This is a genomic window from Rhodospirillum rubrum ATCC 11170, assembly GCF_000013085.1.
Lineage (GTDB): Bacteria > Pseudomonadota > Alphaproteobacteria > Rhodospirillales > Rhodospirillaceae > Rhodospirillum > Rhodospirillum rubrum.
The window spans coordinates 215,143-235,259 of record NC_007643.1; the positions used below are offsets into that span (position 1 = coordinate 215,143).

Genomic DNA, 20,117 nt, shown 5'->3' on the forward strand with positions numbered 1-20,117 from the left:
CGTTTCGCTTCGTCCCATCGGTGGGGCTCCCCCAGGTCGCCAGAGATTATAGGGGCGGATCGCCTTTGGCGAAGCGCTCGTGGTTGGTTTTGCCCAAAGCCGCGAAAATCCGTGTTGCGTCAAGGGGGGCCGGGTAGCCCCAAAAGCCCTGGGAGGGGAGGGCGCCGCCGAACCAGCCACCGGGAATGGCGTGATTCAAAGCCTGGATCAGGGGGGCGGCGCCATAAAAATTCGTTTCCTCCGGAGAAAGGATCAGCACATTGGCTGGCGATCCCGGTGGTAAACGATCCATGACCACGGCCGTGCGATTATGGGGTAGGTGCACCAAAAGAAGGTCGTCAAACGGCCGCTCGGCGCGGGATAGCGCGTCGCGGCCCGCCGCCTCTTCGGCTGGGGAAATTCCCTGGGCCAAGCGGTCGGCTTCGCGGACGCGGTCGATTTCCTCGGGCGTGGCGCCCATCGCCCGCAGGGCGGCGATATGGCCCTTGTCGTTGGCGGCGACCAGCGCGTGCCAGCGGGTCCACCGCTCGGCCGGCAAGGCGAGCAGGTGGAAGGCCTGTTCCAGCGCCGTCGGCTGGTTTTCCCCCGCCGCCGCGCCGTGATGATCGATGACTAGGGCGCGGGGGGGGAGGGGGGCATCCAGGTCCAGTTCCACCAGCACCGGGACGGTCGTGGCGGGCAGGGTGGCAAGATCATCGGCATAATCGGACAGGCGCGCCCCCCAGCCGAGATTTCGATCGCGCACGGCTTGCTCCCCCAGGGTCTCCCGCACCAGGGTGGCCAGGGTTTTCATTTCAAGATCCTGGCCCCCCAGGAAGAAGAGAAAGGCGGGAGGAGTCATGGGGCGTACCGCCACAACGAACTGACCGCCCAGCCGACCCCGGCCAAAATCGCCGCGACGACCAGCCCTTTTCCTGCCTTACCCAAGAGGGATCCTTTCTCCTTTGGCAGCAACAACAAACCAACTGCCGAAAGGCCCAAAACCATGGTCAGCGTGTTCAAGACCAAAGGCAGGTGGGACCAGTCCCAGGACGCCGCGGATTTCAACGAGGTCTTTTCTTGAAGGACAACGGGCATGGGGCCCGCATCCACCAGAACATTCATTCCCAAAATCCCTGCGACCAGGGACAGGGAAAGGCCGATCGTCGCGATCAAGTTCAGCGTCGTTGCCGCCTCGGCGGCCTTGCGATCGGCCTGGACATTTAGAAAGGCGTTGTGCTCCTGGGCTTCGCGCATCACTTGCTCATAAAGCCGGTCCGTTCCCAAATGCCTGCGCCACAAAGCGAAGAGGGCGCGTCCCTGGACGTGATTGCTGATTTCGGGAAACCACAGGCGATGGGTAAAGTCTAGGGTGGATTTTTGCAGATCCTGCGCGTCTTGGTCGTCTAACTCGTTGGCATCAGACAAGCGATCTGAGAGCGACAGCAAAATAGCGGTCTGAAGGTGGGCGATCAATCCCATGTAAAAATAATGACGTCGGAAATGCTGGTGTATGGCATCTTTAAAGTAACCGCTATCTTTATCGCCGACAGAAACAAAGCCATAGCCAGAAACCAAATACCGTGTGGTTAAATTCTCCTTTGGGTTCCAAAAGGCATCGTAACAGTGGTTTTTTTCGAAGTCGGTCAGATATCCAGAGCCATAGGGTATTTTGGCAAGGCCAGGAGAATCCAGAAAAGCCAGGCGGACCCAGTCGCCGTAAGAAATTTCCTTTGGCTGGTCTACGCTTATCCAGGCCATCGCCGGGATGCGTTCATCCGTGACTTGCATCCACGGGTGTTCGAAGAAAGCCTTACCCAGAACCTCCTCCCAATGGCGGGCGCGGGGTGTGCGTCTGGTGTCCTTCGCCGCCACCTGCTCCCAGCAGTCCTCAAAGGTCAGAGGGGGCTGATGACGATCTTCTTTCGGTCCATGCCAAAAGACCTCTCTTGGGATGTTTCCCGGGATGTTTCCCGCCTTTTTGTCGGTTTCCCAAAATGGAGGATAGGCCCGTCTCAAAATTTCGAGAATGGTTTGTACTTTATCCAAGGATAAGAGATGTTGCGTTGAAATCTCCAGAACAAAAAGAGCCGTACCTGTTTCTGAAATTAAGTACAAATGGCAGCGCTTGACAACGAAAGTTAGTGAAAGATTCTTGAAAACCGCCGTCATATGGGTGATGCCCGACCGGCGGAACTGGCGTAACAGGCGGTTTGGATCGTCTGTTTTGGGGAAAAGCACCTTCTGGATAAAGGGGTGGAAATAGACGAAGGCGGCATAGGCCTCGCGTTTGTTTTTTTCTTCGTCTGAACCTTCATCAAGGGCGCGGAGCGGATCCTTGACCTCTTGCCAAATCTCCTCGTCCTTCAGCCCATCCTCGACCTTGATCATAGCCTTTTTCAAGGCGTCGGTCGTCGTTTTGGGGCCGAGATCCAGATTAAGGGGCCAGAAAAGAATCTCGGTAAAGCCGTCCACCAGGATTTTAGAAGCGTCTAGACCGTCCGTCATGGCGTTCCATTGGTTGAAGGGTAAGGGGGATGAAGGCCCTAAGTGGTCTTGGGTTCTCCGGTTCGGCGCAGTCTTCAAGGACGATGTGCGGAGGGCTTGCGGTCGCGTGGCTGGCCACGGGAGGGGGTATCGGAGGCTTCCCCCTCAGCATTTGGCTAACGTCGCACGTCTATCGCTACCGGCTTTCCGCCCTGATCCTTGGTTATGACGACAACCCGGTCGTTCTTCTTCAAACGTCCCATGCCGCAGGCTTTGAGAACGGCTTTTTCGATGAGGATATCGCTCCCTTTCCCATCGGGAATGATGTAACCGCGCCCCTTTATAGGGTCATAGTGCTTCACTGTGCCCCTAATCTCGGGTCCGGCGGGTTTGGCGGGTCCGGCGGGTTTCGGGGAAGGTGGCGGCGGTCGGTCGGCCCTGGACCCTTTTCGAGGCAAGGTCGCCCCCGTCGTTGGAAGGGACAGCATCTCGATCGTCGCTACGGGATCGTCCGTTCCCGGGGGGGAGCGGGTTAGGCGAATGTCCTGGAGGAACTTCTGGTTTGCGGGACCGCGCGTATAGACCTCGACGAACCACGCGTAGGTCTTTTCCTCCGCTCCCGACAGGCGCTTCAGGAAGGCTGCTTGCTGGTCGTCCGTATAGGGCGGATGGACCGGGCGATCGCCGATGTGGCGGGGTTCGCCGATGCCCAGCAGATGCGCCAGGATAACGTCGTCCATCTTATCCACCACCCGCCGCGCGGCCTGCGCCGGGTCCAAATCGGCATCACCGACCCCGTCCGACCAGAGCCGATGGGCGCGCTTGGTGGTAAACGGATCGTCCACGCGATAGCGCCGCCCCCGGTCGATGACGCTGACCTCTGTCACGTCCACGCGGACCCGGCCCAGGCCAAGGGCCTTGCCCATCCCCAGCCTGTGCCGGAAGTCCTTGGTCGGACGGCAGGCGAAAAGCAGCAGGTCCAGGCACTCTGTGGGCAGATCATCGAAGTCTATGGAAAAGGTGAAGGTCACGCCCGGTTTGACGGGGCGGACCATGTTGCGCTGATTGTTGGATGGGTCGTTTTCAGGGGTTCGAGACTTGGATTGTTCCACAGCCTTCACCCCCAGCGCCTGGGCGGTGGGGTGAAGATACATCTTACGGCCGCGGATCTCGTGATTGGCCGATGCTAAATCGGTCTTGGCAATGAAGCCGTCTTTCACTCCTTTCGGGCGGAAATAGAGCGCCGGGGAGGGTGGCTTTGGCGAGGCCAGGATCTTAAGACGCACCGAGGGGTCGGGTGTCATGAAGGCGTCTTGCCCCCGCTCACACCGCGCCGGGCCGCAGCGCACGCGGCCTTTCAGGGCAATGGTATTCGATCCATCCGTTCCCGCCGTATCCTCGGGCCGCACCTCGACAACGCCAAACATCAATTCGGTCGGCGACAGGCTGGACCGGTTTGAAGTCAGCGGCTGCGCATCCTTCGGCACGTAGTCGTAAACGCTCTCTTTGGACTGGCGCCAGATTGAGGAAAAGGAGATCGCCGCCACCTCAAGCTGTTTATCCGTTCCCGTCTTGAGATCGAAAAACACGAGGTCTCCCTCTTTCAGCCGCAGGGCATTGCCAAACGGGGCGGGGGACTCGGCACGGCGGGTTCCGACTGGGTGGAAGGGCAAGGCCCCCCATTCACTCTGGTCTCTGCCGCCCGATTGGGTTTGTGTGCGCTCGTCGGCCAGGGCATGGAACAGGCGGACAACGGCCGATGGGATAGGCAGACGAGGAGCGCATTCGAGATCCTGAGGCAGAGGGATAAACACTTCATGCTTGCGCGTATGGGGTAAGTCATTGACGCGGTCGTCATGGTGCATGACCCGCAGAATACCGCGTGTCATGGTCTGGCGCTGCTCCTCGGGGACGTCGCTCTCGAGAATCGGCCGCGACAGCTTCGAATTCCTGGATTTCTGCCCGATCAAGAATTCGGGTTTTCCAGGGGTTTGGAGCTGTTTCACGCGGGTGACCAACGGCTTATAGGTGATGGCCTTGCCATCCGGGGTCAGGGGCAGCGGCGTTATGTCCATCAGATATGTTGCGGGCGCTGCGGACGAGTAGGTTCCCGCCCTCATCATAAATTTGAAATCTTCATCTGGAGTTGGGGGCTCTTGCCGATTTGTGCCCGGCGGAGCTTTTGGCCACGTCAGAGTTCCGACAAAAACCTTCTGTGCCGGCTTCCAGCGCAACGTCTTCATAAGCGTAAGAAAGCTGTGCGGGATTGGAAAAGAAGGCGGCGGGGATTCCGGGTATCCTGCCCCCGGCTTTAGCTTTATCGTCGGCAGAGTCAGCGGGATCAAATCCCATCCTTCGCTCTCGGTTTGTGCCACCCCCGGTTTGCGCATCACCATGCCGATAGCCGATAACGCCTTGTTCATATCCTGGCGCACCGACAGCGCCCGATCATCGAGCACCCGCATCGCCGAATTCGTCGCGGCCTCGATCAGCGCCGACAGCATCCCCTTGAGAGTGGTGGGGGGGATGGCCGGCTTGCCGTCCAGCAGATAGGGCGCGACGATCGTGCAGGTCTCGCCATTCTCCCCCCTTTTCTGTTCGGCGCCGATGACCAGCGGATCTTCGGTGGTCAAGGTGCAGGTGATGCGTCCAGACAGATGCCCGTCGTGCCAGCGGTCATGGCTCCAGATATCCCATTCCTTGGCTCCCGCCCTGTCGTTGGCCAGCGCCACGCGCACGTTCTCCAAGTCATGGGTTGGGCCGAGGGTTGGGCCGCCATCCCGTACCGGGACGAAATGATAGGTATTCAGGAATTCGCCGGGCATCAGACCGCTTCCCCCTTGCAATAAAGCCTGCGAAACGCCGCGACGGCCTCCCTCAGCGGCGAAGCCAGGGCGCTGTCTTGGATGGAAGACCACGAAACCGGCGTGTCAATCCCCGCACCGCCGGTCTCTTCCGGCAGTGGCAATGCCTGGGTTCCCGCCGTGGTGCCCCGCACCTGAACGGTGACCATGGCCTGGGTGCCGCCATAGCCTTTGGTCCCGCCATAGCCGAAGCTCAAGTCGCCCTCGGCCAGATCGCGCAAGAGCAAGACCAGCAGGCCAACGTCCTCTAGTCGACTTCGGCGCAGATTGAGGCGCAGGCGGCCCTTGAATTGGGGGCGGTGGAAGGCGTCGATGTCGTATTTGGCCGAGCCGCTGACGCCGCCGGTGAAGCGATCGATGGCCACCAATTCCTGATGCGCGACCGTGGTATGGCCCGACAGGGGCCGAAACGGTTCCACATCCAGCGCCGCGCGCCAGGACGCGGCTCCAAACAAACGGCTGGTGGGTAAGCAGCGATCGGTCATCATGTCCGCCGCCGGATTATCCTGGCCGGCGGGGCCGCGGCCGGGGGCGTGCTCGAACGCAGACGCGTCGCCGGTCAGCGTCGCCAGGATGCGTTCGGCCCGGCTGCGCAGGACCCCCTTGATCGAAGCGGTGGGCAGCACGGCGTTTCCCTTGCCATCCACCTTGGGCATGATGCCGGCCGTGCGGGTCTTGCCAGAGCGCGTCCTCGCCTCGTCCTCGGTAACGACGCGCGCCGGCTCCGAGATCAGGAAGCGGTGATCGAATGTCAGCGTTACCTCGCAAACGAGGGTGGCTGGGGATTGAACCACCTCAAGCGTGGCCTTCGCCGTCGTCTGCCATGGTCCCTTGTCCGGCACCGGCGTTAGCGCCGCCGCCCAGGTCCCGGGCGCTCCCTTGTCGATCCAGGTCCGCGCCGAGGCGTCGGTGACGCGCGACAGGTTTGTCAGCCTCCAGGCAAAGCGCCCGTGGCCCCGTCCCGTCATGGCGCCCAGGGTCAGGGGCGGGACGCGGTCGTCATCCGAGAGGTTGAACGCTTCCAGCAGCGCCAAGACGCGATTGACCAGCGCGTGCCCCTTGTCGGTGCAGCAAGCCGGCAGATCCAAGTCAAGAACCATGCGGAAGGCGGTCCCCGGCGCCACAACTTCCTTGTAGAAGAGATGCTTGTCCAGGGCGGTGCCAGAGGCGCGGTTGATGCGCACGCCGGTATCCACGTCGGTCCGCCGATCTGACATCCAAAACGGTGTCGGCGAAGAGGATGGAGACGTGTTTTCCTTGTTTTGGCTGAGAAAGGCGGTCTGAAACTCCAGTCGTCCACCCTGACCTTTTCCGTCCCCATCCGGCTCGCAGCCGAACAAAAGCCGGTCCCTCTCTGGGTCGGGCAGATAGGCATTCGCCCAAGCCAGCATGGCTCCTTTCAGGCCGCTGCCCGTCAGACAGGGGCGCTGGTCACTATCGAGCAATACCGCTTTGGCCTTGGCGATGTCGTCAGTCTGCGGAGCGCGTCGCAACTCCTGGCGGGCCTCAAAGCTGCCGCTTCCCATATGGAGGGGCGTCCGGGTGGTCAGCTCTCCTTCGATGCGCCAGCGCCGGACCCGATCGGCAGTCTGCAAAGATGCGCTCATGGCTGGGTCTCCATGGTCATCGATATCTCCACCACGCCCTCCCTTGCCTGCGCGAGCGGCATGGTCTTTGGCAAGGCGGGATCGAGATGGATGACGCCGTAGCCGTTTTCGGGAACGAATGGCGTTCCCTGCCACCACTCGGCCGGGTCGGCGCCCAAGCCGTAATGGTCTGCTAGGGATCTTGTCAGCGGTAGGCCCTGACGACGCCACTTGGTCAGGTACTCGCGTGCCCGAGAGTCTTGGCCATCGGCCGCTTCCAGGCAGAACACCGCGCCGGGATCGGTGAGCAGAAACGGTCGGTAAGGATGATTGGCCTGATAGCTATGGGCCGCATAGGCGCCACCCCAGAGGTGCTGTCGCGACCAGTGGCGCGTCAGGCGAACAGCGCCTTCAGACGCCTCGGACCAATAGGTTGCGGTGGCCTTGAACAAGGCCTCGGCGTCGGTGTCTTCGGACAGGTCCGGTCCCAGCATCAGCGCCGGAGTCTGCAGCACGAGCCTCCAAGCGACGCTGTTTCCGGTCACCGGCCCATGCGACAGGTGGTCTTCCAGGATTTGCCCATCGCACCATGTTACCGTGGCACCGGCCTTGGTCTTTCCTACCCACCACAGGCCGGTTTCGCCAAGCAGGTCTTTCAGTTCGGCCAGAACCCGCTCGGTCTCTCCCGGAGACGCGTCATTGAGGCCGATTTCGCCGATCCATTGGTGCTTATCGGTCAGAACCGTCTCGTAGGCGAACAGTTTGGAATCTTCGCTCCGCCGCCGCTCGTGATCGATGCTGGTGCGCACCCGGAGGTCCTTGTCCGGCTCGTGCCAACCACGGGCTCTATCGGCGGCGGCGACGTCATCGTCTTTCCAGTCGGGGGCGAATCGGGGGGCGGAGAAAAAGGTCTCGCCTGTTTTCGAGATCTGAAAAACGGTATCGGGTTCGCACGTCCGCAAATCCCGGATTGTGTCGTCCCCGGCTGCACCCAAGGTGAGTGGCAAGGCGACGGGGCGCCGCATCCGATCGGCTGACCACCCTTCAGGGCGCGCTAAGGCGACGGGCAGGAACGATCCCACCCTCAGGCGCGCGAAGGCCGCCGACAGGTGGGGGCGCGTCGAATCGTAGTCCTCCTGATCGATATGCGAAGACGGCGTGCCCAGGGCGGCGCTCCATTGGGCGGCGATGGCCCCTTTCAGGGTCGCCCCGGAGAGTATCGTGTCCGAAACGAAAAGATTGTTGGACAGAGTGCGTGCCGGCACACAGAGCGGTTGATGGAATCGCAAGACCATCGTTACGGCCTCGGGGTCGGCATCGGATGCGACGCGGGGCCGCAGATCCAGGTCTGAAAGGTCAGGGGCTGGCGGTTCATCGGCTGGCCTGTCGCCCACCGACACCGACAACACCCGCCCGAAGCCCAGGGTGCGCAGCGCGCCCACCTGGGTGTTCCAGGCCAGCGCAAGCCGAATGGCCTTGCACACCCGCGACAGCTCGTCGTCCCCGACCGCCACGCGCACATGGCCCTCGAACGTCACCTGCTGCCCCACTGGAAACGGGGCTTCGATCACCTGCAGCATGCCGCGCTGGACCGCGCCGCTTTCCTGGTCCAGGCGGATCCGCACGATCTCATCCGTTCCGGCAGAGCGCTCAGTTTCATTTGGTGCGGTGGTGCAGATGAAATCATCAAACACCACCGCTTTGGCGCGCTGGTGACGGTTCTGTCCCTCGGCGCCGAACCACGCCTTGCAATCATCGGGCGACACCCCGGCCAGTTCGCCCAGTTCCGTCAAAGCCGTCCGCACGCGGCCATGCACCAAGGTGCCGGGCAAAATGATTTGCTTGCGGGCATTGCGCAAAGTGGGGCTGTCGAGGCCGGGCCGGCCCATGCCCGTGGCGTGGACGAGAACCGGCGCCTGTACCGTCAAGTCGATTGTGAGCCTGTGGTGGCGGATTGGCGCTTGTGCGGCGATCATGAACGATCCTCCAGTCCGGGCTGGGACGGAGAAACGTAATCCCAAAGTTGTTCAATGTGGTACCAAGCGAGCCAAGACTCGTTACCCCGACGTTCCCTGCTTTCGTCAAGATCCCGGTACCCGGAGGCGAGGCCGGCAAGCAGCGGTTTGAGCGTTTTTTCGCTGAATGTTTTGTCTAATGCCATCTCCTCGTTCGCCGCTTTGGCGTTGTCGATGCTATGATTTGTGAATAACGCCCGAACCAGTCGCTTCATCTGGCGCTGCGGCAGGCCGCCCTCTGATCTCAGGGGCTTCATATGCTGATCGAGCGCTTCCACGCCCTCTCGTGTTAAGATCAGCCGGCGCGGATGGGCGTCCAAGCCTTCGCACAGATCAGCGAAACGGGCTGCCACATCGGCGCCGATGTGGTCGAAGGACTCGAGAACCTGATAAGCAAGGCTGGATAAATCGCGTCCCACCGCCTTTTTTGCGTGATCGGCCAGCGATCGGGCCAAAGAGACGACCCGATGGATGGGCGCTTTCTCATGGCAGAAGACTAACCCAAGGGCATGGTCCAGGGGCTGATCGTCGATGGACCAGCACTTGCTTTCATTCAAGAACAGCCGGGCCACCTCCCACCCTTTCCAGGCGGGAAGGACCAGGATGATCTCGTCGCCACCCCACAGCAGCGTCTCCAGGCGCAGGCGCTTGCTGACCTTCTCATCCCAATCGTCGTCGTCCCGATTCTCGTGTTCGGTGTTGAACCACCACGCGTCATCGTTTGGCCCAGTCTCCAGAGCCTGTTCGAGCACGGCGTGAAGGAAGCGCGCCCGATTGGCCTTTACGGTCGCGTCAAACCTGCGCAGCGCCGCGATGGCCTCCTCGTCGGCCTTCGCACCCTCGAACTTTGCGCAAGCCTTCCGCACGACCGTATTCTGACTCTTCGAAAAGCGGTTTCCGTCCAGATACAGCACCGCCATCTTGTTGTTCAGCGGCCCCCAGGACTGGCTGGCGGCGATATGATTGAAATGCAGAGCGAAGTGAGTGGCCTCAAGGTCGGCCAACAGCGCGGTCTCTCCAGGGAGGTCGCGTTTTAGAACCTCGGCATAAAAGTCTGTTTTCTGTTTCACGCCATGCTTGCGCCGGCACCGGGTGCTGGGGCTTAGCGGGAGGGATTGGCCTTTCATTTTTCGCTCATCCCCCGCCGCCGGGCGCAGGTGATCCAGCGCGCACACGGCGTTATCCTGGTTTCCAAGGCGCGGAGTCTTATCGGGGGGGAATGTGGGCACGGCCAGCGAGGGGGTGGCCAACTGTGCGCGGCGGATCCGGGCGATCAGGCGCTCGCGGTCGCGCAGGAAGGCTCCCGGCGTGGCCGTCACCCGCTCGACCAAAAGAGTGGCATGGCGATACTCGGCCCGCAGAAACTTTCGGATCTTCCGCACCAGTTGGTCCGCCGCGGCCTCGTCTCCCTGGAAGCGGAACAGACCGACAGAGGCCCCGGTGGACAGCACATCGCCGCCGCTGTCCGGCTGAAAGAACCTATCCTGAACCTTGTAAACCGCATCCAGCAACAGCAAGCCGCCGCCACGAATGGTGCTGAGATCCTCGGTGTCCAGGATGAAGGAGGCCATGTTAACCCCCTCCATTTGGATATAATGCGTTGCGCCCACCCGTCTTCCCCCTCTGAGCACTCATTACTCCCGCAATCCCCGCGCGGGGCAGGAAATACCCTAGGAAGATGCACGCGGGATTTCCAAGAAAATTCGCGCAATGGTTTTCAAAGGGGGGCTATGGCGTGTTCCAATGGGGTGGCACCACCTTGATCTTCGTAAAGGGGCCGATACTATTTTTAGTAGAAAAAATAAATTCTATCTATAATTCTAGCCTAGCAACCTGCGGAACACCCCCTTTCCCCTGACGTCCTGGCATGATTCCCTCTTCCCGAGATCGATTTATGGAGAGGGGCCATACGGGGCGGGCGATGGCGACGATCCGGCCCGCCTACGGCACCGGCCATGGCGCCAAAAACATGGCCGTCGTCAGGCACTTCGCCATCAACCTCGTCCGAGCCATCGCCGACAAACAGATCATTAAACCCAGACGCAAGGTCGCTGGATGGGATGTCACCTACCTCGCATCGCTTCTTGGCTTAACCCCGTGTTAACTTGGATTCGGAGCCCAGGATCAAATCGCCACTTCCAACGAATGTCGCTCTCGGTCATCGCGTGCCCCCGCAACCAGATATCAAGCCGTTGATTCCAGACCGGAATCAGCGGCTTTTTGCTTTGTGGACCCTGCCGCTTCCAGGCCACCGTGGACGCGTCGTGGAAGCGCCAGAGGGAAAGCTCTGGCGCAAAATCGGCGGACCAAGAGCCTGGACGCCCTACTGCCCGCGCTGTATCTGCGCGGAATTTCGACCGGCGACTTCCAGGAGGCCTTGTCGGCCCTGCTCGGCAAGGAGGCGCCCTGCCTGTCGCCCGCGGTGATTTCCCGGCTGACAGGGGAGAGTGGTCAGACGAATACGAGCATTCTTGCCATCGACGTGCCGCGCGACCGTCAGTCGAGCTTCGATCCGTAAGTAATCGCCAAGGATCAGCGCCGCTTTCCCGGCTTTGACGAAGGGACTGTCAGGAATTTCGTGTGCGGGCGGGTGGTTGAACCTTACGCTATCATGGCTCGAATGAAGCGGTCGCCGAAGATGACGGCGAACTTGGGCCTTGGCCATGGATCCCTCACGGGGCGGCATTGCCAAAGACCTCCAGGACCAGGAAATCCCTGCTCATCATCACGGACGACACCGCACCGCCGTGCCCCCCTTCCGTTCAACGCGCCGAGATTCGCGTGACCGAGCACGACCATTGCGACCGCAAACGCCCGCCGGGACTGAACGACTGCCTGTCGCGTCTCGTCGATGCCATGAAGGCGGTCCTTTGGGAACGGTGCAATACCGCCCGACGAAAGAAGAGACGTCTTTCATCGGGCGTCCAAGGTCGAGAAGGGGCGTTTATCCTTGGGTATAACGCATCAAGACCAAGAATGGATGGTGTCAATAACAAGGCACGTCGCTCCCGTTATGGGGTCGGTTCCGCCATGTCCGTCCAAAGGGTGCGGTAGAGACCGGGGCTGGCGATCAGATCGCCGTGCGTTCCCGTCTGGACGACGCGACCGCGCTCCATCACCACGATCTGATCGGCGTTTACGACGGTGTGCAGGCGGTGGGCGATGACCAGCACGGTTTTCCCGGCCGCCAGGATCTTGAAGGCCTGATGGAAGGCCGCCTCGCATTCAGGATCAAGGGAGGCGGTGGATTCGTCGAGCAAGACGATGGGGGCGTCTTTCAGCAGCGCGCGGGCGATGGACAGCCGTTGTTTCTGTCCGCCCGACAACCACGCCCCGCCTTCCCCAATGGGGGCCTGATAACCCTGGGGAAGGGCCTCGATGAACGCATGGCACTGGGCGTGACGGGCGGCGGCCACCACGTCCTCGTCGCTGGCGTCCGACCGGCCGATGCGGATGTTGTTGGCGACGGTGTCGTCGAACAGGTGGACATCTTGCAGCACCATCGAGACGCGGCGCATGAGCTCGTCCGAGGCCATGTCGCGGAGATCGACGCCACCGATGCGGACGGCGCCGCTTGTGACGTCGTGAAAGCGCGCGATCAAGTGGGCCACCGTGCTTTTTCCGGCGCCGGACGGCCCGACCAGGGCCGTCGTGGTGCCCTCGCGCAGGGTGAAGGTGACCTCGGACAAGGCCGGCTCGTCCCCGGCCTCGTCGTAGCGGAACGATACCGCGTCGAAGACGATGGCGTTGTTCGACGGCACCTTCGGCTCGACCGGTTCGGGCAGACGGGGCGCATTCAAGAGGGTCTGAACCCGCTTCAGGGCCAAGGACAAATACTTGATATCCACCAGCAGCATGAGCGAGCGGGTGATGGGCGCATAGAACTTCTGCGCCAGAACCATCGCCATCAGGTAACTGGCGGGAGACAGCGCTCCTCCCAGCATGGCGAAGGCGCCGACCATCAACAGCGCGATGAAGCCCATTTCCAAGACCACGGCCATGGCCATGATGCCAAGCCCGCCTTGGATCTCCAGGGCGACGGAGACCCGTCGCTGGGTGTCCAGGCTATCGCGCAAGGAAGCGAATTTGGCGCCCGCCAAGCCATAGCCGCGGATGACGCGGAGGCCGTCGATGTATTCAAGCAGCCGTCCGGAGACCTCCGCATGGACATCCACGCGCTTGGCCGACAGGCGCATGAAACGCCCTTGCGTCAGTCGCAGAACCGCGAACGCCAGGGGCACGGAGGCCACGGCGGCAAGCCCCATGCGCCAGTCGATGACCACCAGAAGGATGCCGATGAACAGCGGCAAGGTGAACCCGGCCACGATCTCGTTCACGACCTTGGTGAACATCTCTTCGACCATTTTCACGTTTTCCGCGACGGTCGTCGTCAGGGCGCCAGTACGCTGAAAGGTGAAGAAGCCCAGGGGCAGCTTGCTCAGATGATCCATCATCGTGAAGCGGAAATCCCCCATCATACCGTAGCCGCTGATGAAGGCGGTGCGGGCGCCAAGGACTCCGAAGGCGAATTGTCCGGCGAGGCCCGCCGCGACCAGGCCGGTCAGCCCGAGGATCTCGCCCATGCCGAAGGGTGCCTCGCCGAACACCAGCATCAAGGCGCCATAGAGGGCGGCGAACGGCACGGCGGCGCAAAAGGTCTCGCCAATCTTGAACAGCATGCCCCGCCGGACCCGCGCGGCGTGAGGGCCGTCGGCCATGCGCAAAACGTCCAGCACGATCATCGGACCTCTCCTTGTCTCGCGGCGAAACCGGGCTGGGAATGGGGGGGATGCGCGGCCGATCCGTTCCCGCCGTCCCAGGGCGACGTGTAGGCGGACCAAAGGCGCTGGTAGACGGCGCAGTGGGTCAGAAGGATGTCATGGCGGCCGACGTCAACAAGGCGTCCGTCGTCAAGCACGGCAATCTGGTCGGCATCTTGGATGGTCGACAGGCGGTGGGCGATGGTGATGACAGTCTTGTCCCGGCACAGCCGCTCGAGCGCGGTGCGGATGCGGCGTTCGTTGACGGGATCGGCGAAGGCCGTGGCCTCGTCCAAGATGACGATAGGGGCATCCTTGAGGATGGCGCGTGCGATGGACAGCCGTTGTTTTTCCCCGCCGGACAATCGGGCGCCACGATCGCCAAGAACGGTGTCGTAGCCGTCCGGCAGGGTCATGATGAAATCATGGATCTGCGCCTCCCGGGCCGCCGCGATGACCTGCTCACGGGTGGCGTCCGGCGCGCCGACCCGTAGATTGGCCAGGATGGTGTCGTGGAACAAGAAGACGTCTTGAAACACGCTGGCGGTTAGGCGAACCAAGGTTTCCGGGGCGTAGTCGGACAAGGGCACGCCGCCGATGCTGATTGCGCCTTGCTGGGGATCCCAAAAGCGCGCCGCCAGATGGGCCAAGGTGGTCTTTCCGGCGCCGCTGGGGCCGACAATGGCGGTTCGGGCCCCCGGCGGGCAGGTCAAGGTGATGTCGTCGAGAACCTTTTTCTCCCCATACGAAAACGAGACATGGGAGAACGAGACATCGAGAGAGGCCGGGGGAGTGGTGATGGCGCCGCCGGCCAGCGTGGGGGCGTCCAAGATCCCCCGTACCCGCTCGATGCTTGCCAGGGTTGTGCGCATGTGGTTGCCGAAGGTGATGATCTGCACCAGCGACTGCATGAGGCCGACGCCCAGCAGCAAGAACAAGATAAAGGTCGGCCCATCGATGGCGCCGGACAGCAGGCGCCAGCCGCCGATCGGCAGCACGAACAGCAACCCGCTGCCCAGCGCCACCATGAAGCCGACCCAGGCCGGGACCATGGCCGAGGAAAACGCGACGACAATACCTTGATAGTCGTCGATCGTTCGTTTCAAGTGCCCCATGGACGTCTGACCGCGCCCGAAGGTCTTGATGACGGGAATGGCGCGAATGAACTCCACGATGGCCGCGTTCATGCGCCCGGCGGCCTGGGTGTACGCCTCGACCGTGTCGTGCGATCCCCGCCATAACATCGCTTGCAAGCCGATCGCCACCGGCAAGGGGGCGAAGGCCGCCGCGGCCATGATAGGGTCCATCCAGACCAGCACGATGCCCGCCCCGATCAACAAGGTGACCGCCGCCACGACATCGGTGAGCGTGTGACCCAGGACCATTTCCAGGCGTTCCACGTCTTCTTGGAGCACTCGCTTCAAATCACCGGAGGACCACGTCAAGATGAATCCCAGTGGCAGCTGGGTCAGGCGATCCGCGATGCGGAGGCGCAGGTCGAACAACAAGGCATAGGCGGCCATGTGCGACCAATTGTTTGAAAGAAATAAAAGCAACCAGCGCCCGCCCATGGCGAGCGCGGTCCAGAAAACGACCGCGTGGATGGCCTGGCGGTCCGGGGCGTCCCCCATGATCTCCAGGGCCAGCGTGTAGATCGCCAGCAAAGGCGCCAGCCCCAGGACGGCCGCGCCGGCCGAGGCCAGCATGGCCAAGGACAGAAGCGCGGCCCGTTGGCGTATCAGGTCGAAGAGGATGGCCATGGATCGGGATCCTGTCCGTGAGGCCGGCGCCGGCCCGACCGGGGAAACGGCACTTCGTCGCACCGAGGAAAAACCTGCGCTGTCGAAGCGATGGTGGGCCTGCGTCGATCGGTGGGGTGTTGTCCTAGGGCGCATTCCGCTCAAAATCGATCAGGGAACGCGCGCTGGAGTTTTGATGTGTCGCATTTCGAACCAAGGGAACGGGTCCCATTGCGGCTGAGAATGCTTTAGAAGAACAGGTTGACCTTCAGGCCAAACTCGCGCTCTTCGGCGGGGCGCACGCGATTGAGCATGCCATAAGCGTAGTATTTTTCGTCCGTCACGTTGGTGACATAGCCGTTGACGCTCCAGCCGTCGGTATCCAGGCCCAAGCGCAGGTCGGTCGTGGCGAAGGAATCGCCCCTGTAGTCATGGGTGATGTCGAACCAGCGCCCGGTTTGGCCACGAAAATCCACACGGACGAACCAACTCGCATCGATTAGCGATTCGGGCAGGGCGTCGCGGTATTCGGCGAACACCGTGTAGGCGACTTTGGGGACGTTCGGAATTTCGGAGCCGGCGCTCGCGAAACCGGAAACGCCGAGGTCGGCATCCTGGGTGATATAGGCATGCGTGTAGGCGAGGCTTCCGCCAAGCGTCAGTTCTTCGGTCAGGCGGGCGCGGGAGGACAGTTCCAGGCCCATGGATTCGGCATCGACATTATGATATATGCCTTTGTATGTTGTCGTGTCGTAGCCTAAAACCTGCTCGCCGGACGTCGAGATGTAATAGGCCGAGCCTTCGATGTTGAGGCGTTCGTCAAGGAAGAATCCCTTGTAGCCGACCTCATACGAGATCGACGTTGTGGAATCGAAGGACGGTGTATTTTCCTGAAGGCCGGACATCGCCGTGGAGTGGTTGGTCTGGAAGCCTCCCGCCTTGTATCCGCGACTGATCGAGGCGAAGAAGGTATCCGTCTTGGTCGGGGTGTAGGCCAGGGCAACGCGGCCGTTCCAGCCGTAGAAGGCCTTGTCCTCGTCCATGGTGTGGGTGAAGCCGTAGGTATTGTTGACGACCGTCTCATCCATGGACTTGTTGTCCCGGTTCAGGCGCAGGCCGGTGGTGACCTTGACGTCGTCCAGAACCGCGTAGGTGGCCTCGCCGAAGATCGCTTGGCTCGAGATTTCCTGCTCGCCGCTGTCGACGAAGGAGAGGAGACCGGTCGTTTTCATGTCGATGTCGCGGTGATACTGGGACAGGAAGCCGCCGGCGGTCCAGTCCAGGCGGTTCGCGGTGCCGTCCAGGCGGACCTCCTGGCTGAAATGGGTTTCCCCGTCCTTGTTGATGCCCGTGATCATCGCGTTCGGGACGGACGCGTATTCGAGGTCAACCAGATGCGCGCCGGTCACCAGGTTCAAAGTCACATTGTCCGTTAAGTCAAAGGTGTTGGTCATGCCCAGGCTGGCGTGGGTTCGGTCTTCGTAAGGCTCGAACACCCCCATGAACTTGTCATAGTCTTTCCGCTCGGCGAGGGCTTGATCGTTGTTGTCCAAAACATCGTAGCCCAGGCTCAAGCGGGTCGACGCCCGGTCGTTCCACGTCGCATCGAAGGTTCCCCGCACCATGGCGCGATCGACATCCCCAAGGTCGCGCCCCAGGTCCTGCGCATACATCAGTCCGTCTTCCGACTTAAGATCGAACACAAGGCGCCCGTTCAGGCGATCCTTCAGGATCGGTCCGCTGACGACCCCGTCAATGCCGCGTGTTCCGCCCGTGCCGATACCGACCCCCAGGCGCCCCTCGAAGGTATCGCTGGGCGCGACCGTGGTGATGTTGATCGCCCCGGCCTGCGAGGTCTTGCCGTACAAGGTTCCCTGCGGACCGCGCAGCACCTCGACCTGATCGATATCGAGATAATACGTGTCCAACTGCCCCATCGGGACCGGAATGCCGTCCACATAGGCGCTGATGGAACCGTCCTCGTGCCCACCTGGATTGAGGGAACCGACGCCCCGCACATTGAAGGTGCTTCCCCATGATTGCGCGCCATGCATGGCGTTGAACCCAGGCGTCAAGCGGACCACGTCCTCCATATTTTCCAGTCCGGTGTCCTGGATGTCGCCGGCCGTGATGGTCGTGATGGAAATGGGGACTTCCTGCGCGTTTTCGACACGCTTACGCGCCGTCACCTCGACCGGCGCCAAAACCGTCGGAGCGGATGCCGTCGAGGGGGTGTCCTGCCCGGTCGTCTGCGTCTCCGCTTCGGTTGCGGAATCCGGGATGTCCGGGCTCTGGGCCAGGGCGGAGCCGGCCAAGGCCATGAGCACGGCGTATGCCGAGACTCCGGAAACAAGACGATTTTTCCTCAACCGAAGCGGCATCTTTCCCTCCCCAGAAATTTACTCGTTACGAGAGAGTAACTGCCGTAACGACACGCAAGGGGAGGATATAAACAATATTAAAAGGGGATTCTATTGCGAATGCGACTCAGGTGCATAAATAGGGTTGTAAGGTTCATCATTGGGCAGGGTCATATCTCAATATGGGTGCTTTTTATTATTTTAACCCGTAAAACGCGCGTTACCGTGTCGCTCCCGGGGCTTGGCTTCCCGACTCCTCAAGGGAGCTGCCGTGGGGGGCGGCTTTTTGGCTAAGGTCGAATACGAAGGATGCGAGGTTGGCAATACCCGAGATCCTCAAGCGTAACGGCCGTATCCGCCGCGTCCGGGGGGAGTGCCTTGATTTCGCTCAACCGGCCTCTGATCCATCGTTCCATGCTTCGGGCTGTTCTCGGTCTGGATGGAACCGCCGCCGGTGCTGGACGGCGAGGAGGGAGGGTGGGTGGGTGCGGTATGGGATGGTGTCTCCATGGGACGGCGCCCATAGACGCGCGGCGGCACCGTTCAGGATGCAGCAGCGCGATCCCGGGGCGCCGAAGATGACATATGTCAACACCCGGGCGCCGTTGGGTTTGTTCCAGATGCTGACACGGGCAGCCGGTGCGACGCACCGTGACCGGTAAAACGAGAAGAGAGATCTTGGCATCCGTGCCGGCTGTGTCATAGAGTGCGCTCGGCTAATGCGAGTGAGTCGCATTGCTATCGCCATAAAGGGGCATCCGACGGGTGGAACACCCTTTGTCGAAGGCTCGGGCATGCCTGCGTGAACGACATGCGGTAGGGGCTGTCCTTCGGTCTGGCTCCCGATACGAGAGTCCCATCATGAAAGACGACGTGAGGATGGAGGACGGTTCATGACCCAAACCCCGACCGCAGGACCCGATGCAGGCCGCCCGGCGTCCGTCCTGCCACCCCTGCTGTTGCTTTCGGCTCCCATCATCATCTCCCAATGCGCGCAGATGGCCAGCGGTGTGGTGGATGTGATTATGGCCGGCAACCTCGATGTGCTGACGTTGGGCACGGTCGCCACCGGAGCCGCCCTCTGGGTGCCGATGATGATCTTTCTTCTGGGCCTGCTCTACGGCGTAACCCCGACGATCGGCAAGATGCTGGGGGAGAATGCGTCGGAGGCCGTGTCCGGCGTGGCGGCGCGCGGCTTGCTGGTCGGCCTCCTCGGGGGGGCGTTGCTGGGAGCGCTGCTGTTTTGGATGTCCACGCCGTTGTTCCGCCTTTTCGGGGTGGCGCCGGAGCTGATTCCCGAGGCCTCCGCCTACCTGAACTGGATGGCCTTGGCCATGCCCGGCATGGGGCTTTTCCTGGCCTTTAGGTTCGTTATCGAAGCCCATCACGTCGGTTGGATCGTGACAGTGGTGGCCGTTTTGGGCGTGGCCGCCAAAATCTGGCTGAACGACGCCCTGGTTCATGGACATGCCGGCCTGCCGGCCCTTGGAACCGGTGGGTTCGGCGCGGCCTCGGTGGCGCTGTATTGGGGGATGGCGGTGATGCTGGCGGGCGCCACTTTTCTGCACGGGGCGGTCAAGCCCTTGTGGACTCACCGTCTGTCGGGCGCCGACCTGTCGCTCGCCGCGATCGGCCGGTTTTTACGGTTCGGCTTGCCCATCGCCCTGAACTTCCTGTCCGACTACCTGATCATGGCGGTGGTGGCGGTGTTCATCGCCACGCTGGGCGCGGTTGCCATCGGCGCTCATCAGATCACCTTCAATATATTGATGGTTTTGTTGATGATGCCCACCGGACTTAGCATGGCGGCGACGATTCTGATCTCGCGATCCCCGGGCGGCGGGCACACGGCCACCCTCGGCCCGGTGATGAGCTGGACGCTGGGGATTGGCGTTGCGTTTTCCATCGTCCTTGCCGTCCTGCTGGCGGCGTTCGATGCGCCGGTGATCCGCCTTTATACCGACGATGCGGAGGTTATCGCCCTAGCCCTCGACCTGCTGGGGGTCGTCGTGTTTATCCTCACCATCGACGTGGTGGCCATCGCCTTGGGATTTTTCCTGCGCGGGCTGGGTGATCCGGGCAGCCCCTTCCTGATTTTGCTGGCGGCGCATTGGCTGATCAGCCTGCCTGTGGGGTACGTGCTGTGCTTCACGGACTGGGTCGTGGCGCCGCAAGGTCCTCTCGGCTGGTGGTACGGGCTGTCCACCGGTTTGCTGGTCGCATGCTGCCTCTTGGGGCTTCGTCTCCGGCAAAGGCTAAGTCGTGCCGCCCAGCCGGTCTGTTCCCCGGCCGAGGCGACGGTGGCCGGGGTCGCGGAGTAGGGGGGT

General features: G+C 61.9%; 10 protein-coding genes and 3 pseudogenes. 3 read left to right on the forward strand and 10 right to left on the reverse strand.

Annotated features, from left to right (window positions below):
- Positions 1–46 precede the first annotated feature (46 nt).
- The 6 genes from RRU_RS19930 to RRU_RS00980 form a co-directional block, all read right to left on the reverse strand.
- Positions 47–841, reverse strand: a complete 795-nt coding sequence (locus RRU_RS19930) for a hypothetical protein (protein ID WP_011387940.1) — start codon at positions 839–841, stop codon at positions 47–49.
- Positions 838–2,487, reverse strand: coding sequence for a hypothetical protein (locus RRU_RS00960; protein ID WP_011387941.1), 1,650 nt, complete (start codon positions 2,485–2,487; stop codon positions 838–840). Before RRU_RS00960 ends, RRU_RS19930 begins: the two co-directional genes overlap by 4 nt.
- A gap of 155 nt (positions 2,488–2,642) precedes the next feature.
- Complete coding sequence (locus tag RRU_RS00965; RefSeq protein WP_011387942.1) at positions 2,643–5,291, reverse strand: TIGR03986 family type III CRISPR-associated RAMP protein; 2,649 nt, start codon at positions 5,289–5,291, stop codon at positions 2,643–2,645.
- Positions 5,291–6,937 (reverse strand): RAMP superfamily CRISPR-associated protein, encoded by a 1,647-nt coding sequence (locus tag RRU_RS00970; RefSeq protein ID WP_011387943.1) that lies wholly within the window; start codon positions 6,935–6,937, stop codon positions 5,291–5,293. The genes RRU_RS00965 and RRU_RS00970 overlap by 1 nt, the downstream gene beginning before the upstream one ends.
- The gene (locus tag RRU_RS00975; RefSeq protein ID WP_011387944.1) at positions 6,934–8,892 is read right to left on the reverse strand and encodes an RAMP superfamily CRISPR-associated protein; all 1,959 of its coding nucleotides are present in this window, start codon (positions 8,890–8,892) and stop codon (positions 6,934–6,936) included. The genes RRU_RS00970 and RRU_RS00975 overlap by 4 nt, the downstream gene beginning before the upstream one ends.
- The gene (locus RRU_RS00980) at positions 8,889–10,502 is read right to left on the reverse strand and encodes a hypothetical protein (protein WP_164922571.1); all 1,614 of its coding nucleotides are present in this window, start codon (positions 10,500–10,502) and stop codon (positions 8,889–8,891) included. Before RRU_RS00980 ends, RRU_RS00975 begins: the two co-directional genes overlap by 4 nt.
- A gap of 355 nt (positions 10,503–10,857) precedes the next feature.
- Between RRU_RS00980 and RRU_RS00985 the strand changes: the two are divergent.
- Together RRU_RS00985 and RRU_RS00990 are read left to right on the forward strand one after the other, a co-directional pair.
- Positions 10,858–11,035: pseudogene (locus RRU_RS00985) on the forward strand (ISAs1 family transposase); the annotation flags it as partial.
- Between the two features lie 195 nt (positions 11,036–11,230).
- A pseudogene (locus RRU_RS00990) lies at positions 11,231–11,394 on the forward strand (IS256 family transposase); the annotation flags it as partial.
- Positions 11,395–11,942: 548 nt separating this feature from the next.
- On the opposite strand, the gene RRU_RS00995 reads toward RRU_RS00990, so the two are convergent.
- The 4 genes and pseudogenes from RRU_RS00995 to RRU_RS20115 all read right to left on the reverse strand — a co-directional run.
- The gene (locus RRU_RS00995; RefSeq protein WP_011387947.1) at positions 11,943–13,673 is read right to left on the reverse strand and encodes an ABC transporter ATP-binding protein; all 1,731 of its coding nucleotides are present in this window, start codon (positions 13,671–13,673) and stop codon (positions 11,943–11,945) included.
- Positions 13,670–15,586, reverse strand: coding sequence for an ABC transporter ATP-binding protein (locus tag RRU_RS01000; protein ID WP_242601298.1), 1,917 nt, complete (start codon positions 15,584–15,586; stop codon positions 13,670–13,672). The genes RRU_RS00995 and RRU_RS01000 overlap by 4 nt, the downstream gene beginning before the upstream one ends.
- A 92-nt stretch (positions 15,587–15,678) precedes the next feature.
- Positions 15,679–17,811, reverse strand: coding sequence for a TonB-dependent receptor (locus tag RRU_RS01005; RefSeq protein WP_011387949.1), 2,133 nt, complete (start codon positions 17,809–17,811; stop codon positions 15,679–15,681).
- Between the two features lie 505 nt (positions 17,812–18,316).
- Positions 18,317–18,421, reverse strand: a pseudogene (locus RRU_RS20115) (aspartate 1-decarboxylase); the annotation flags it as partial.
- Positions 18,422–18,683: 262 nt separating this feature from the next.
- Between RRU_RS20115 and RRU_RS01015 the strand changes: the two are divergent.
- Positions 18,684–20,111: an MATE family efflux transporter gene (locus RRU_RS01015; protein WP_011388140.1), complete on the forward strand. Its 1,428-nt coding sequence runs from the start codon at positions 18,684–18,686 to the stop codon at positions 20,109–20,111.
- The last annotated feature ends 6 nt before the right edge of the window (positions 20,112–20,117 follow it).